12 protein-coding genes and 2 pseudogenes are annotated in these 13863 nt (G+C 69.9%); 5 read left to right on the top strand and 9 right to left on the bottom strand.

The annotated features are described in order from the left end of the window. Nucleotides 1-65 precede the first annotated feature (65 nt). Nucleotides 66-377: pseudogene (locus ABD705_RS00830) on the bottom strand (aminotransferase class V-fold PLP-dependent enzyme); the annotation flags it as partial. Between the two features lie 150 nt (nucleotides 378-527). Between ABD705_RS00830 and ABD705_RS00825 the strand changes: the two are divergent. From ABD705_RS00825 to ABD705_RS00810, 4 genes are all read left to right on the top strand, one after another. Next, the gene (locus tag ABD705_RS00825; protein ID WP_344779549.1) at nucleotides 528-866 is read left to right on the top strand and encodes a hypothetical protein; all 339 of its coding nucleotides are present in this window, start codon (nucleotides 528-530) and stop codon (nucleotides 864-866) included. After that, the gene (locus tag ABD705_RS00820) at nucleotides 853-1434 is read left to right on the top strand and encodes a carboxymuconolactone decarboxylase family protein (RefSeq protein ID WP_344779547.1); all 582 of its coding nucleotides are present in this window, start codon (nucleotides 853-855) and stop codon (nucleotides 1432-1434) included. The genes ABD705_RS00825 and ABD705_RS00820 overlap by 14 nt, the downstream gene beginning before the upstream one ends. 257 nt (nucleotides 1435-1691) lie before the next feature. After that, entirely contained in the window at nucleotides 1692-2051 is a 360-nt protein-coding gene (locus tag ABD705_RS00815) for an ArsR/SmtB family transcription factor (RefSeq protein ID WP_344779545.1), read from the top strand. 27 nt (nucleotides 2052-2078) lie between these two features. Next, a complete protein-coding gene (locus tag ABD705_RS00810; RefSeq protein ID WP_344779543.1) occupies nucleotides 2079-3056 on the top strand; it encodes an SRPBCC family protein in 978 nt (325 codons plus the stop codon). A gap of 49 nt (nucleotides 3057-3105) precedes the next feature. Here the strand turns inward: ABD705_RS00810 and ABD705_RS00805 are convergent, their stop codons facing one another. Genes ABD705_RS00805 through ABD705_RS00785 form a run of 5 tightly spaced genes read right to left on the bottom strand, consistent with a single transcriptional unit; the run spans nucleotide 3106 to nucleotide 7983 of the window. Next, the gene (locus ABD705_RS00805; RefSeq protein ID WP_344779541.1) at nucleotides 3106-4140 is read right to left on the bottom strand and encodes an ABC transporter substrate-binding protein; all 1035 of its coding nucleotides are present in this window, start codon (nucleotides 4138-4140) and stop codon (nucleotides 3106-3108) included. 17 nt (nucleotides 4141-4157) lie between these two features. After that, a complete protein-coding gene (locus ABD705_RS00800) occupies nucleotides 4158-5039 on the bottom strand; it encodes an ABC transporter permease (RefSeq protein ID WP_344779539.1) in 882 nt (293 codons plus the stop codon). Next, nucleotides 5036-5839, bottom strand: coding sequence for an ABC transporter ATP-binding protein (locus ABD705_RS00795; protein ID WP_344779537.1), 804 nt, complete (start codon nucleotides 5837-5839; stop codon nucleotides 5036-5038). The genes ABD705_RS00800 and ABD705_RS00795 overlap by 4 nt, the downstream gene beginning before the upstream one ends. 41 nt (nucleotides 5840-5880) lie before the next feature. Next, entirely contained in the window at nucleotides 5881-6729 is an 849-nt protein-coding gene (locus ABD705_RS00790) for an NAD-dependent epimerase/dehydratase family protein (RefSeq protein WP_344779535.1), read from the bottom strand. Continuing rightward, nucleotides 6730-7983 (bottom strand): FAD-dependent oxidoreductase, encoded by a 1254-nt coding sequence (locus ABD705_RS00785; protein ID WP_344779533.1) that lies wholly within the window; start codon nucleotides 7981-7983, stop codon nucleotides 6730-6732. Between the two features lie 64 nt (nucleotides 7984-8047). On the opposite strand from ABD705_RS00785, the pseudogene ABD705_RS00780 reads away from it, so the two are divergent. After that, a pseudogene (locus ABD705_RS00780) lies at nucleotides 8048-8872 on the top strand (LysR family transcriptional regulator); the annotation flags it as partial. An 85-nt stretch (nucleotides 8873-8957) separates the two neighbouring features. Here the strand turns inward: ABD705_RS00780 and ABD705_RS00775 are convergent. The 3 genes from ABD705_RS00775 to ABD705_RS00765 are packed head-to-tail and all read right to left on the bottom strand — an operon-like array spanning nucleotide 8958 to nucleotide 13837. Further along, a complete protein-coding gene (locus ABD705_RS00775) occupies nucleotides 8958-11048 on the bottom strand; it encodes an APC family permease (RefSeq protein WP_344779531.1) in 2091 nt (696 codons plus the stop codon). A 48-nt stretch (nucleotides 11049-11096) separates the two neighbouring features. Next, nucleotides 11097-12128, bottom strand: coding sequence for a LacI family DNA-binding transcriptional regulator (locus ABD705_RS00770; protein WP_344779529.1), 1032 nt, complete (start codon nucleotides 12126-12128; stop codon nucleotides 11097-11099). A gap of 29 nt (nucleotides 12129-12157) precedes the next feature. Beyond that, entirely contained in the window at nucleotides 12158-13837 is a 1680-nt protein-coding gene (locus ABD705_RS00765; protein WP_344779527.1) for a glycoside hydrolase family 13 protein, read from the bottom strand. Between the last annotated feature and the right edge of the window lie 26 nt (nucleotides 13838-13863).

Genomic DNA, 13863 nt, shown 5'->3' with positions numbered 1-13863 from the left:
GGGTTCGTGCCGCGCGGGAATCGCGGGCGCCGGACACATCGATTCTAGTTGGGCGGATGCGTGCGGATTCCGCAGGGTGCCCACGAGACCCACACGAGGTTCTCCGGCGCGGCGCCGACGAAGGCCGCCACGGCGGCGCGGGCATCCTCGAACGACTCCGTCGCCTCGGCGGCCAGCGTGTGCGCGCCGCGGTGCACGGCCGCGTTCGCGTGCGCGAGGAAGGCGCGTTCGGCGTCGAGCACCACGCGCGGCTTCTGGCTCGTCGCCGCCGAGTCGAGGTACACCAGCGGGGCGTCGCCGACCGTCTCGTCCAGGATCGGGAAGTCCGCCCGGACGGCGCGTACGTCGAACACGCCGGTGTCGGCAGGGGATGTCATGCCATCCAGGCGACGTCTGTCGGGAGGCGTGTCGGCGGCGGCGGCTCGTCGTGCGGCTGCCCTCGTCGCGCTCGGGGCACCTCGTGGCCGGGGCCGGGAGTTTCGCGCCGCATTCTGGCTGTTGTCGGAGGTCAGCGCTACTCTGCACGGATGAGCGACTCTGAGAGGAATGCGTTCCTGCGGTCCCGCCTCGAGGCCGCGGTGCTGGGCGACGGCGCGGCCGACCTTGATCTGCGTCGAGCGGCGTTCGCGGCAGACAACGCCGCGGCAGACGACGCCGAGATCGGCGAGCCGTATCGAACCCTCGTTGATCTCGTCCGGGACGCCTCGTATCGCGTGACCGACGAAGATGTGGCCGCCGTGCGGGACGCCGCCGGCGGCGACCGTGCAGCGTTCGAGGTGATCCTCGCCGCGGCGGCGGGGGCAGGCGTGCGGCGATGGGATGCTGCGGCGCGGGCGATCGCGGAGGCCACGGATGCGCCTGATTGAGATCGAGACCGGCGACCGGATGAAGACCCGGATGCTGTTCGGGTTCGTCTCCGCCGTCTCGGGGATGCGGTTGCCGGATGCCGCCCGGGTGGCGATGTACCACCCCGACTTCGCCGGGCCGGCGCTGAACGCGTGGACGCACGAGGCGATGCGCGGTGACAGCGCGTGGTCGCCTGCCGAGCGTGAGCTCATGGCGGCGATGGTCGCGCAGTGGAACTCGTGCCCCTTCTGCATCGGTGCGCACAGCGCCGTCGCGGTGCACGGCATGGATCCGGAGCTCGTCCGCGCGACGCTGGAGGACTACCAGACCGCCCGGATCCCGGAGCCGCTGCGGGCGGCGCTCGTGTTCCTGGAGAAGCTCACGCGCGATCCGGATCACGTCAGCGCCTCCGACGCACGCGCCGCGTTCGAGGCCGGCGTCACCCGCGAGCAGTTGGAGGATGCGGCCGCTGTCGGTGCCGTGTTCGCCGTGATCACCCGGTACGCGAACGCGCTGGGGTTCGACATCCCGAGCACGGCCGACTTCGCGAAGGCGTCGAACCGGCTCTGGAAGCGCGGCTACGCCTGACGCTCACAGGGTTAGCAGGATCACTCGAAGTTCGGAGCCGTTCGGGGCGCGGCATCCGAGGTGCGCGACATCCTCCGAAGTCTGGACGAGGATGCGGTGGGTGCGCTCGCGAAGGGCAGTGTCGGGAACGTGGTGACGCGACACTATGAAGAAAGTTCGCCGACGCTCGTTCGGACGGCGCCGCATCGATGACTTTCGCGGTGTCGACGACAGGCAGGGGTTGACGCCGGCCGCGGCATCCCGTAATCTACAACCAAATGGTTGCACAAAGAGAGCTCAGCGACGACGACGTGGACCGGATCTTCCGGGCCCTCGCCGATGCGACCCGCCGTGACATCCTGCGCCGCACGATAAGCGCCGAGCAGTCCGTGTCGGCGCTCGCCGCCGACTACGACATGTCGTTCGCCGCGGTGCAGAAGCACGTCGCCGTGCTCGAAGCGGCCCGCTTGATCGTCAAGCGGGCCGAGGGAAGGGAGCGTCTCGTGCGCACCGATCCCGAGATGATCGCCCGGGCGCAGCAGCTGCTCGAGCGCTACCAGGACCTCTGGCGGCACCGCATCGATCGCATCGACGCGCTGCTGGCCGAAGACGCTGAGAACCCGCGGCCCGGGTCTTGAACCCCGCCACACGAACAAGGAGAGACCATGCCCGTCACCGACATCACCAGTGACCCCGAGAAGCTGACGATGAACATCGTCGCCGATTTCGCCGCCACCCCCGAGCGCGTGTGGCACGTGTTCACCGACCCGCGCCAGCTCGAACGGTTCTGGGGTCCTCCGGGATGGCCGGCCACGTTCACCCGGTTCGACTTCGCGCCCGGCGGCCTCGCGCAGTACGCCATGACCGGCCCGCGCGGCGAGACGTCCCGCGGACGCTGGGAGTTCCTGACCATCGACGAGCCCCGTTCGTTCGAGGTGCTCGACGGCTTCGCCGACGAGCACGGGGACCTCGACGACGGGATGCCGGCGATGCGGATGGTCTTCGCGTTCGAGCCGACGGCCACCGGCACGCGCCTGAACGGCGTGACGTACTTCCACTCGATCGACGACCTCGAGAAGGCGGTCGGGATGGGCATGGTCGAGGGCACCCGCATGGCGATGGGCCAGCTCGACGTCGTGCTGCAGGACCTGCGCGATTACGCCGCAGGCAAGGGGACCCGGCTCGAGGTGCTCGACGACCAGCACGTGCGCATCACCCGACTGGTCGAGGGACCGCGCGATCTCGTCTGGCGCGCCCACCACGAGCCCGAGCTGCTGAAGCAGTGGCTGCTCGGCCCCGACGGGTGGCGGATGACGGTGTGCGAGGTGGACGCGGCCCCGGGCGGCACCTACCGGTACGCCTGGGAGCCCGACGAGGGCACCGAGGGCGAGCCGTTCGGCTTCGACGGCGAGACGCTCGTCTCGGACGCCCCGCGTCGCGCGGTGACCACGGAGCACATGACCGGGACCGACTACCCCGCCACGGTCAACGATCTGCAGCTGTACGAGGAGAACGGCGCGACGCTGCTAACGCTGATCATCACGTACCCGGATGCCGCGACCCGCGACATGGTCCTCGCGACCGGAATGATCGACGGCATGGAGACCAGCTACCAGCGCCTCGAGCGCCAGCTCGTCGCCTGAGCGAGGCGGGTGCGGGCAGGATGCGCGGCATCCTGCCCGCACGGGGCCGTCAGGACGCGGGCACCTTCACGTTCTTCGCGAACGTCGTGTCGACATAGGTGGACGGGTCCAGCGCGGTGTCGTACTTGAGCGCGCCGAACTCCATCCAGACCTTCTCCATGCCGGCCAGCTGGTCGGGCAGCGGGTGCAGGTCGGGGAACCAGTCGTACAGCGGCACCGACTTGACCTGCTCGGGTGTCTGGTCGGTCGCGTCGCCGATGATCTTGAGATTCTCGTCCGAGTACTTGGCGTCACCTTGCAGGTCCTGCGCGCCGCGCGCCATCGCGTCGAAGAACGGCTGCGCATACTTCGACGACGCGAACTTACCGCCGTAGAAGACACCGGTGCCAGACGTGCCCGGAGGGGTCTGCCACAGCTTCACGGCCACCCCGTCGGCGACCGCCTGCTCCCAGAACGGCGCCGACACGAATGCGCCGTCGATGCCCCCGGTCTTGATCCCGGTGGGGATGTCGGGGCTGCTCAGGTTCACGAAGGTGACGTCCTTGTTGGTCAGCCCGACCTGGCCCAACGCCAGGCTGACATAGAACGCGCTGGTCGCGCCGCCGCCGCCGAGAGCGCCGAGCTTCTTGCCCTTCAGGCCTGCGACCGACGTGATCGCGCCGCTGTCGTACTCCTTCTTCGAGACGATCAGTGCGGATGCCGGCTTCTCGTCCGCGGGTCCCGCGACGCCCATCGAGGCGACGGCCTTGACGTCGAGGCCGCTCTGGACGGCACTGAAGAAGCCGGCCGAGAAGCCGGCCGCCACCGCGTCCAGCTTGCCGCTGGCGGCGAGCGGGATCGCGTCCTGCCCGGACTTCACGTTCTGCAGGTTGACCTTCAGGCCCGCGTCCGTGAAATAGCCTTTGGCCTGCGCGATGTACAGCGGGGCGAAGATCGGCAGCTGAACGATGCCGACGTTCACCTCATGCAGCTGCCCCGATGCGCCCGTCCCTCCGGAGGCGGCCGGGTTCGTCCCGCCCCCTCCGCTGGAGCAGCCCGCGACGGCCAGGCTCACGCCCACCGCGAGCGCGAGCACTGCGGTCATCGATCCTCTGAGATGTGTCACGTCGTCTTTCCCTTCTTTCGTGGTCCTCGTCCATGGCGCCAAGGCAGCATCGCCCGCTCGAGCAGGATCACCAGTCCGGTGGAGATGGCACCGATGAGCGAGACGGCGATCAGCCCCACGAACATGGAGTCCGGTTGGAACAGCTGCCAGGAGTTCCAGATCAAATAGCCCAGGCCGTTGTTGGACGCGACGAACTCGACGGCCGTGATCACGATGACGGCCATCCCCGCCGACACCCGCAGACCGGTCATGATCGACGGCAGGGCGGCGGGGACCAGCACGTAGCGGAACAGTCGAAACCCGGAGGCCTTGTAGGCGCGCGCCGCCTCGGTGATGCGACTGTCGATCTGCATGATGCCGGCGAGCGTGTTGATCTGCACCACGAAGAAGACCGAGATCGTGACGGAGAGGATCTTCGGCGTCTCGGTGAGGCCGAAGATCAGCAGCAGCAGCGGGAGGATGGCGATCTTCGGGAGCGCGTACAGCGCCGTGAACGTGGGGTCCAGCGCGGCCCGCAGCGGACGCCAGACGCCCATCAGCAGGCCCACCACGATTCCCAGGATCGCGCCTGAGACGAAGCCGGCGATGAGCCGGGCCACGGTGCTGAACACGTCGATCCAGAGCGTCCCCGTCACGATCATCTGCCAGCCGCGCACGGCGATGGCGCTGGGCGGTGTGAACAGCCGCGGATCCAGCAGCCCGGTTCGCGCGGCCAGCTCCCATGCGATCAGCAGCACGATCGGGGTGAGGATGGCGAGGGTCAGGTCGCGTCGGCGCAGAAAGCGCGCGCGGCGGTACTCCCGCTCGATCGCAGTGTCGAGGTGCTCGCGAGGCTCGGATGCCGAGTGCGGCGTCGCGCTCATCGAGAAGCCGGTCATGAGAACCTCATCGAGGCCTGCACCTCGTCGCGCAGCGACTCCCAGATCTCCTGCTTCATCTGACCGAACTCCGGCGACGCTTCGATTCCGACGTCGCGGGGTCTGCCGAACGGCACGTCGATGATGTTCTTCACCTTCCCCGGTCGCGCGGACATGACCACGATCTGGTCGCCCAGCAGCAGCGCCTCTTCGATCGAGTGGGTGACCAGCACGACGGTCTTGCGCTCGCCCTCCCACAGGCGCACCAGCTGCTCCTGCATCAGCATCCGGGTCTGGGCGTCGAGGGCGCCCAGCGGCTCATCCATCAGCAGGGCGGGCGAACCCGTCGCGAAGGCGCGCGCGATCGCGATGCGCTGCCGCATGCCGCCGGACAGCTGATGCGGATAGGCGTGCTCGAATCCGGTCAGGCCCACTTCGGCGATCCATCGCTGGGCGTGTTCGAGCCGGCTCCTCTTGCCCACCGACGCCATCTGCTCGCCGAACGCGACGTTCTGCAGCACTGTGAACCAGGGGAAGACGCCGTGCTCCTGGAACACGAATGCGGCCCGCGGCACCTTCGAGTCGGGGATGTTGATGTGCACGGTGCCGGCGGTGGCCGTCTCGAGCTCACCGAGGATCCGCAGCAGCGTGGACTTGCCGCAGCCGGAGGGCCCCACGATGCAGGTGAACGAGCCGTTGGCCAGTTGCAGGTTGATGTCGCTGAGCGCATGCACCTGGGTGTCGCCGACGAACACCTTCGAAACGTGCTCCACGACGAAGTCGTGCACGGCGGTGTCGGGGGCGGGAGCGGTCGGTGCCATCGTGGATCCTTCCACGGCCGAGCGGTCGCCTGTGGCCGTCATCATCGCCCCGTCCCTGTGCCGGACCCGGGCAGGCGCACGTATCGGGGTGGAGCCTCTGAGCAGAATACGCCACCGATGAATTCACGATCCCACGCGGTGGCGGCGATCTGTGGATCGTGTTCGGCGGCGCGCAGGATGTCGCCGGCGAAGGCCTCGGCGTCGTCTTCGGGACGGTACCCGAGGCGCTCTCCGCCCGCGGCCGAATAGCAGCTGCGCGTGTTGGCCGACACTCCCCACACGGTCTGGAAGCCCGGGTGCGGTGCGGTCAGCGCCGCGACGAACAGCCGTCCGGCGTCGGCCGGCGACAGCCACGAGCCCAGCATCCGCTCGTTCTGCGGTGCCGCGAACCGCGACGCGATCCGGAGGCAGACGACATCCATTCCATACCTGTCGTGATACAGGCGGCCGAGCGCTTCGAGGGCAGCCTTGCTCACGCCGTAGAACGTGTTCGGCCGGATCACCGTGTCATCCGGAATGCGCCGCCCGGGCGGGGGCACGCGGGTGAATCCGGCGGCGTGCACCGAGCTCGCCAGCACCGCGCGGGGCACCGCGGCCAGCCACGCCGCGTGCAGCACATGCTGGGTGCCGTCGATGTTGACGCGGGAGATGTCGCCCCAGTCGGCCTCCAGCGGAATGCCGGCCAGGTGGATGACGGCGGCGGCGCCCGCCAGCGCGCGGCCCAGCGTCTCGGTGTCGGCGAGGTCGCAGCGCACCCAGGGGATGCGCGGATCACCGCCGGGGCGGACGTCGAGCCCGATCACGTCGAAGCCGGCATCGAGCAGCGCCGGCAGGATGTCGTGGCCGAGGCCCCCGGCGGCGCCGGTGAGGACCACGCGCGGCGCGGCCATTCAGATCAGCGCCCCTTGCCGCACCAGTTCGGCCCGGACCCGGTCGAGGTCGTGCCGGCCGCTGTCGGCATAGACCGCCGCGGCGACGCCGGCGGCATGACCGGTGGCGAACGAGGTCCCCATCACCCGCAGCGACGCGTATGCCTGATTGTCGGAACCGGTCAGGCGCCCGGCGGCCCACAGATTGGGGATGGATGCCGCGCGGATCGCGTCGTAGGGGATGTCGTACCAGCCCTTGTCGCGGATGCCGCCGTAGGCGGTCACTCCCGGCTCGACGTGATGCTCCATCGGCCAGCCGCACCGGGCGATGGAGTCGGCCGGCCGTTTGCGCCCGCTCGAGACGTCATCGGCCGTGACGGCGTAGCGGGCCAGGAGGCGCCGCGACTCGCGGATTCCGATCTGCGGTCCGGTCGCGGCGAGGTAGGCGTTCTGCCAGCCCGGCAGATACCGGCGGAACGCCGCCAGGTAGCCCCAGCAGAGCCGACGCGATTCCAGCTCTGCCCGGGTCAGCTCGCCGACGTCGAGCGCGTCGCGATGCTGGTCGGCCAGCAGCAGGAGGACTTCGCGGGAGATCGGCAGCCGTGCGGCGATGCCGTGGGTGCGCACCAGGCTCTCGCCGCTGGCCGCCTCGTACTGGACGACCGCGTGCTGCATCCCCGCGGCGCTGAGGTCTGCGTCGTCGTCGATACCGCCGGCGCGGATGACCTGTGTGCTCGCCTGGCGCTCGCCCACCGGCGAGACGACGGCGGCACCGGTGGCGGCGATGACCGCCCCGTCGCCGCTGGCGTCCACGAACGCGCGTGCCCGGATGCGCGCCCGGCCGCCGCGGTGCGCGATCTCGAGGGACTCGACTCCGGAGGGGCCCGTGGTCGCGTCGATCAGGGTGCTGTGCAGCAGCAGCGTGACGTTCGCCTCGCCGATCAGCTCATCGAGCGCGATCTTGGTGATCTCGGGGTCGAGCAGGACGACCGTGTTGCCGGTCTCGGACATCGTCTGCGTGCGGTACACATCGCGTGCGCTCAGCTTGTCGAGGAAGCGCTGCCCCGCTCCGCGCACGACCTGGGTGCGGGTCTGGTCGAAGAACCCGCAGTAGGTGAGCACCGAACTGTTCGTCGCCGCGCCGCCGAGGAACCCGTACCGTTCGATCAGCGTCACCCGCGCGCCCGCTGCGGCTGCGCCCACTGCGGCGGCGACTCCGGCGGATCCGCCGCCGGCGACGACGACATCCGATTCGAAGACGGCACCGTTGCCCATTGCGCGCACTTTCCCCTCGGCGCGGTGATTCCTGCACTGGGGCAAGTGTGGACGGGGCCAGGTCATGCGTCAAATACCCGTGAGGCGTCGATGCCATGCCTTCACGGCATATCCTCGGGACATGGAATTGCGCCATCTCGAATACTTCGCCGCCGCGGCCCGGGTGGGTTCGGTGAGCAAGGCGGCCGCCGCGCTGAACACCTCGCAGCCGTCGCTGAGCCGTCAGATCCGCGCACTGGAGGGCGAGTTGGGCTACCGGCTGCTCGAACGCACCCCCGAGGGCGTGGTCATGACGAAGGCGGGCGTCGGACTGTACCGGCACCTCGATGTCGTGTTCTCGCAGATCCAGCAGATCCCCGAGATCATCCGGGCGGCCGACCTGGGCGAGCAGGTCGTGCGGGTGGGCATTCCACAGGGGCTGCCCGACGAGTGGTTCCTCGAGATCGCGCAAGCGGTGCGGCAGCACCTCCCGGGCGTCTCGCTGTCGCTGCACGAGGCCACCACCGAAGAGCAGCGCCTGATGGTCATGATGCGCGTGATCGACCTCGCCTTCATCCACTTCGACGCGCCCGAGCTGGAGTCGCGCCTGCTGCTGGAGCAGCCGATGGGGATCGCGGTCGCGCCGGATTCACCGCTGGCGGCGAGGTCCACGGTGAGCTTCGCCGACCTCGACGGGCGGAAGGTCATGGCGCATGCGATCGGCGAGATCAATGCCGAAGAGGCGAGACTGCGGGCGGCGGCGGCCGCGGCGGGGGTCGACGTGCAGTGGGTCTTCCGCCGGTTCTCAGAGCACAGCGAGCTGATCGCCCGCACTGCCCAGGTCGACGCGGTGCTGGTCACTCAGGCGTCGCGGGCGCGCAACTTCCGACGCTGGTCGTGGCTGCCGCTGGAGGGCACCGACACCGAGGGGCGGAGGTTCGGCACGCAGACCTGGGTCGCCTGGCGCGCACCGGCCGGCGCCGAGCTGGCCGAGGTCATTGCGGTGGTCGAGGCGGCCGTGCCGCGCCGAACCGCGCCGTCGGCGAGAACGGCCGGCCGGCGCGCTCCTGGCCGAGCACCGGGCGCGAGCGGCGGCCGTAGATCAGCTCCGACGAATCCAGCAGCCACGGCACCAGGGTGATCGTCACCCCGTGCACGAGCATGAGCTGCTGCGCGATGCGCTTGGCGCGGCGGTTGTGCAGGATCTTCTCCCACCAGTGCCCGACGATGTACTGCGGCAGATAGACCGTGATCACCGTCGGGCCGTGCTCGGCGCGGTACTGCTTGATGAACTCGATCATCGGGCCGGCATAGCTGCGGAACGGCGACTCGATCGTCACGAGCGGGATCGGCACCGCGTGCGCCTGCCAGGCCTTGTGCAGCGCGTTGGACTCCTCTTTGGTCACCGCCACGTGCACGGCCACCGTCTTCTCGTGCTTGGCGGCCAGCGCGTAGTCCATCGCCTTCATCACCGGCTTCTGCAGCTTGTTCACCAGGATCAGTGCGACGTCGCCGGTCGACCCGAAGTGCAGCGTGTCGTCGATGGTGATCTCGTGCTCGACGTCCCGGTAGTAGCGGGAGACCCCCATCATCAGCACCGCCAGGATCGGGATCGCCAGGAAGACCAGCCACGCGCCATGCGTGAACTTCGTGATGGTGACGATGATCAGCACCGTCACGGTCATCGTGGCGCCCATGCTGTTGATCGCCAGGCCCTTGCGGTAGCTCCACAGCTGCCGCCTGGCCAGCTGCTGCTCGCGTGCCGCCGCCGGCAGCGTGGCCAGTCGGCGCAGCCCGCGGATCCAGTGCCGGATCATGCCGATCTGGCCCAGCGAGAACGAGACGAACACGCCGATGATGTACAGCTGGATCAGGTTCGACAGATTGGCCTTGTAGACCACCAGCACGCCGATCGCGGCCACACCCAGCAGGATCATGCCGTTCGAGTACACCAGCCGGTCGCCGCGGGTGTTCAGCGCCTTCGGCGCGTAGCCGTCACGGGCCAGCACCGAGCCCAGCAGCGGGAAGCCGTTGAACGCCGTGTTCGCCGCCAGCAGCAGCACGCAGGCGGTCGCCGCCTGCACGATGAAGAACGGTATCGAGTTCATGCCGAACGTCGCCGCCGACAGCTGCGCCATCAGGCTCGGCTGCGGCAGGTTCTTGCAGTCGAATCCGTTCAGATCGCACGGGTTCTCGGCGTACTTGACCCCCGCGATCAGGGCGAGGGTGACCAGGCCGGCGAACATCAGGCCGGCGATCGAGCCCATCAGCGCCAGCGTCGCGCGGGCGTTGCGGATCTTCGGCTTGCGGAACGCCTGCACGCCGTTCGAGACGGCCTCCACACCGGTCAGGGCGGAGCATCCGCTCGAGAACGCCCGCAGCACCAGCAGGATCACCGCCGCCTGCGAGATGCTCTGCGCGTGCATGCCGTACTGCGCGCTGGAGGCGACCGGCGCGGCGCCCAGGAACGTGCGGACGAGGCCGACGACGACCATCACCGCGACCGAGCCGATGAACACGTAGGTCGGGATCGCGAAGGCCCGCGACGCCTCGCGCACCCCGCGCAGGTTGACGACGATGATCAGCACGACGCATCCGACCGCCATCTCGACCCGCCAGGAGTTGAGCACCGGCAGCGCCGAGATGATGTTGTCGACACCGGATGCCGTGGACACGGCCACGGTGAGGATGTAGTCCACCAGCAGCGCGGAGGCCACCACGACGCCCGGCACTTCGCCCAGGTTCGTTCGGGCCACCTCGTAGTCGCCGCCGCCGGACGGATAGGCGCGGATCAGCTGCCGGTACGACAGCACCACCACGGCCAGCAGCAGCACGACCGCCGCCGCGACCCACGGCGCGAACGCGACGAACGCCAGCCCTCCGGCCAGCAGGATCATCAGCATCTCCTGCGGCGCGTAGGCCACTGAGCTCAGCGCGTCCGAGGCGAAGATGGGCAGGGCCATCCGCTTGGGCAGCAGATGCTCGTCCGCGTTCTGCGAGGCAAGGGGGTCGCCGATCAGGATGCGTTTTGCAATCGGCGACTCCGGCACCGCGTCGCGGCTCTCTTGGGTCACGGCGGGTGACACTACGCCTGTTCTGTCACCGTCGCAACGCGACACGGTCCACGAGCGCTCTCAGACGGCGGCGGGGCGGGCCGTCGACCCGCGCACGACGAGCTCGAACGGCAACGGGTCGGGCGCCGCCTCGGGTGCGCGGCGCGCCGCGTCGACGGGGCCGTTCAGCGCCTCGAGCATCGCCGTCGCCGCACGCTCGCCCTGTGCGGCGGGGAACTGATCCACCGTGGTCAGGCGGAAGAACTCGCCCAGGTCGTGGCCGTCGACGCCGACGATCGACAGGTCGGCGGGCACGCGATGGCCGAGCTCGCGTGCGGCCAGGATCGCGCCGATCGCCATCTCGTCCGACGCGGCGAAGATCGCCGTCGGGCGCTCGCCGGGGCGGCCCAGCAGCCGCGTGGCGGCGCGGAATCCGCCCTCGACCGTGAAGTCCGCCGGCTCGAACAGCGCCGGCCGCAGTTCGACCCCGGCCTGTTCGAGCGCCCGCTCGAAGCCCTGGCGGCGCTGGGTGGGGATGTGGAAGTCCAGGTCGAACTCGGCACTGGCCCCGATGTGCGCGATGTCGTGGTGCCCCAGTGCCAGGAGGTGCTCGGTCGCGAGGCGGGCGACCGCGACCTCATCGATCGTGAGGGTGCGCAGGCGCGGGTCGGGCCCGCCGATCGCGATCACGGGCATGTCCAGCGCCAGCAGGCGCTCGATCTCGGCGTCGCCGAGGGCGATCGACACGGCGATGATCCCGTCCACGCGTTTGCGGCGCAGCAGCGTGTCGAACACGTTGCGGCGCAGCTCGGCATCCTCGGTCACGCTGTACAGCGTGATGTCGTAGCCGTGCCGCATGAGCTCGGCCGCCGTGCCGGCCAGCACCGCCCCGAAGAACCAGCGTTCCAGGAACGGCACGAGCACGCCGATGTTGCGCGCGCGCCCCGAGGCCAGGCTCGACGCGGGCGCCGACACGACGTAGCCGAGCGAGTCGACCGCCGCCTCGACGCGCGCCTTCGCCGTGTCGGACACATGGCCGCGGCCGCTGAGCGCGCGCGAGACGGTCGCCGTGGAGACGCCGGCCATTCGTGCGACTTCGTCGATGCTCACCATTGTGCGCCGTTCTGCTGGTTGCCTGCGGGTCAGTCCGTCTCGGCCCACACCGTCGTGTCGACGGGCACGAGTCCGCCTGCGAGTGCCCCGCTCGAGGCGATCACCCGGCCGGGGGGCGCCGCCACCGGCTGATCGCCGATGTTGGCGAGCACCGTCAGGTTCCCGTTGCGGAATGCGACGACGTCGGGCCCGGAATCGAGCCACTCCAGGCTGCCTCCGCCGAGCCGACGCTCGCGGCGCTCGCGGAGCAGGGTCGTGTACATCGAGAGGGTGGATGCCGCATCCGCCGCTTCGACGTCGCGGGCCAGGTCCGCCCACTGCACCGGCTGCGGCAGCCAGGCCGCCCCGGTGTCGTTGAAGCCGTAGGCGGGGGCGTCGGCGACCCACGGGATCGGCACCCGGCAGCCGTCGCGGCCGTAGCGCTCGCCGTGGGTGCGGAACCAGGTCGGGTCCTGCCGTGCATCGTCGGGGATGTCGATGACCTCGGGCAGGCCGAGCTCTTCGCCCTGGTACAGATAGGCAGACCCCGGCAGCGCGAGCATCAGCGCAGTGGCCGCCCGAGCCCGTCGCAGTCCGACCTCGGGGATGGGCTTGCCGGGGGAGTTCGGGCCGATGCCCGTGCCCTGCGGGTTCTCGGCGGTCAGCGCGAGCCGCGACGCGTGCCGGACGACGTCGTGGTTGGACAGCACCCAGGTGCTCGGGGCGCCGACGGCGGCATAGGCGCGCAGCGACTCGGCGATCACGGCGCGCAGGTCTGCGGCATCCCACCCCGTCTCGAGGTATTCGAAATTGAACGCCTGATGCATCTCGTCGGGGCGCACCCAGAGCGCGGTCTGCTCGATCGTCGGCAGCCACGCCTCGGCGCACAGAGCCCGGTCGCCCGGATACTCGGCGACCACGTCGTGCCAGTCGCGGTACACGTCGTGCACGCCCGGCTGGCCCCAGTACGGCACGTCGACCGCGTCGCCGCCCATCGAGCCGCCGTCCGCCGGCGGATGGTAGTCGGGGAGCCCCGCCTTCTTGATCAGGCCGTGGGCGACGTCGACGCGGAAGCCGTCCACACCCCGGTCGAGCCAGAACCGCAGGATGCGGCGGAACTCGGCGCGCACCTCCTCGTTGGTCCAGTCGAAGTCGGGCTGCGACGGGTCGAACAGGTGCAGGTACCACTGGCCGGGCGTGCCGTCGGCCTCCTGCACGCGGGTCCAGGCCCCACCGCCGAACACCGACTCCCAGTTGTTCGGCGGCAGCTCGCCGTGCGCGCCGCGCCCGTCACGGAACAGGTAGCGCGCGCGTTCCCGGCTGTCGGGGGCCGCCGCCAGGGCCGCCTGGAACCAGACGTGCTGGTCGGACGAGTGGTTCGGCACGAGGTCGACGATGAGCCGGATGCCGCAGGCATGCGCCGTTGCGAGCATGTCGTCGAAGTCGGCCAGCGTGCCGAACAGCGGATCGACGGTGCAGTAGTCGGCCACGTCGTAGCCGGCATCCTTCTGCGGCGACGTCATGAACGGGCTCAGCCACACGGCGTCCACGCCGAGGTCGGCCAGATCGGGCAGGTGCTGGGTGATGCCGGGCAGGTCGCCGATGCCGTCGCCGTTCGCGTCGGCGAACGAGCGGGGGTAGATCTGGTAGATCACGGCGGAGCGCCACCACTGCGCCCCCGGCGCGGTGGGCAGGGCGAAGAGGGCGTCGGCGGGCGCGGTCGAGGTCATGCGAACAGCGTAGTGCAAGCGCTTAC

Source organism: Microbacterium kribbense (assembly GCF_039537285.1).
GTDB lineage: Bacteria > Actinomycetota > Actinomycetes > Actinomycetales > Microbacteriaceae > Microbacterium > Microbacterium kribbense.
Note: the sequence above shows the minus strand (reverse complement) of the source record. Positions and strands in the feature narration are given on the sequence as shown.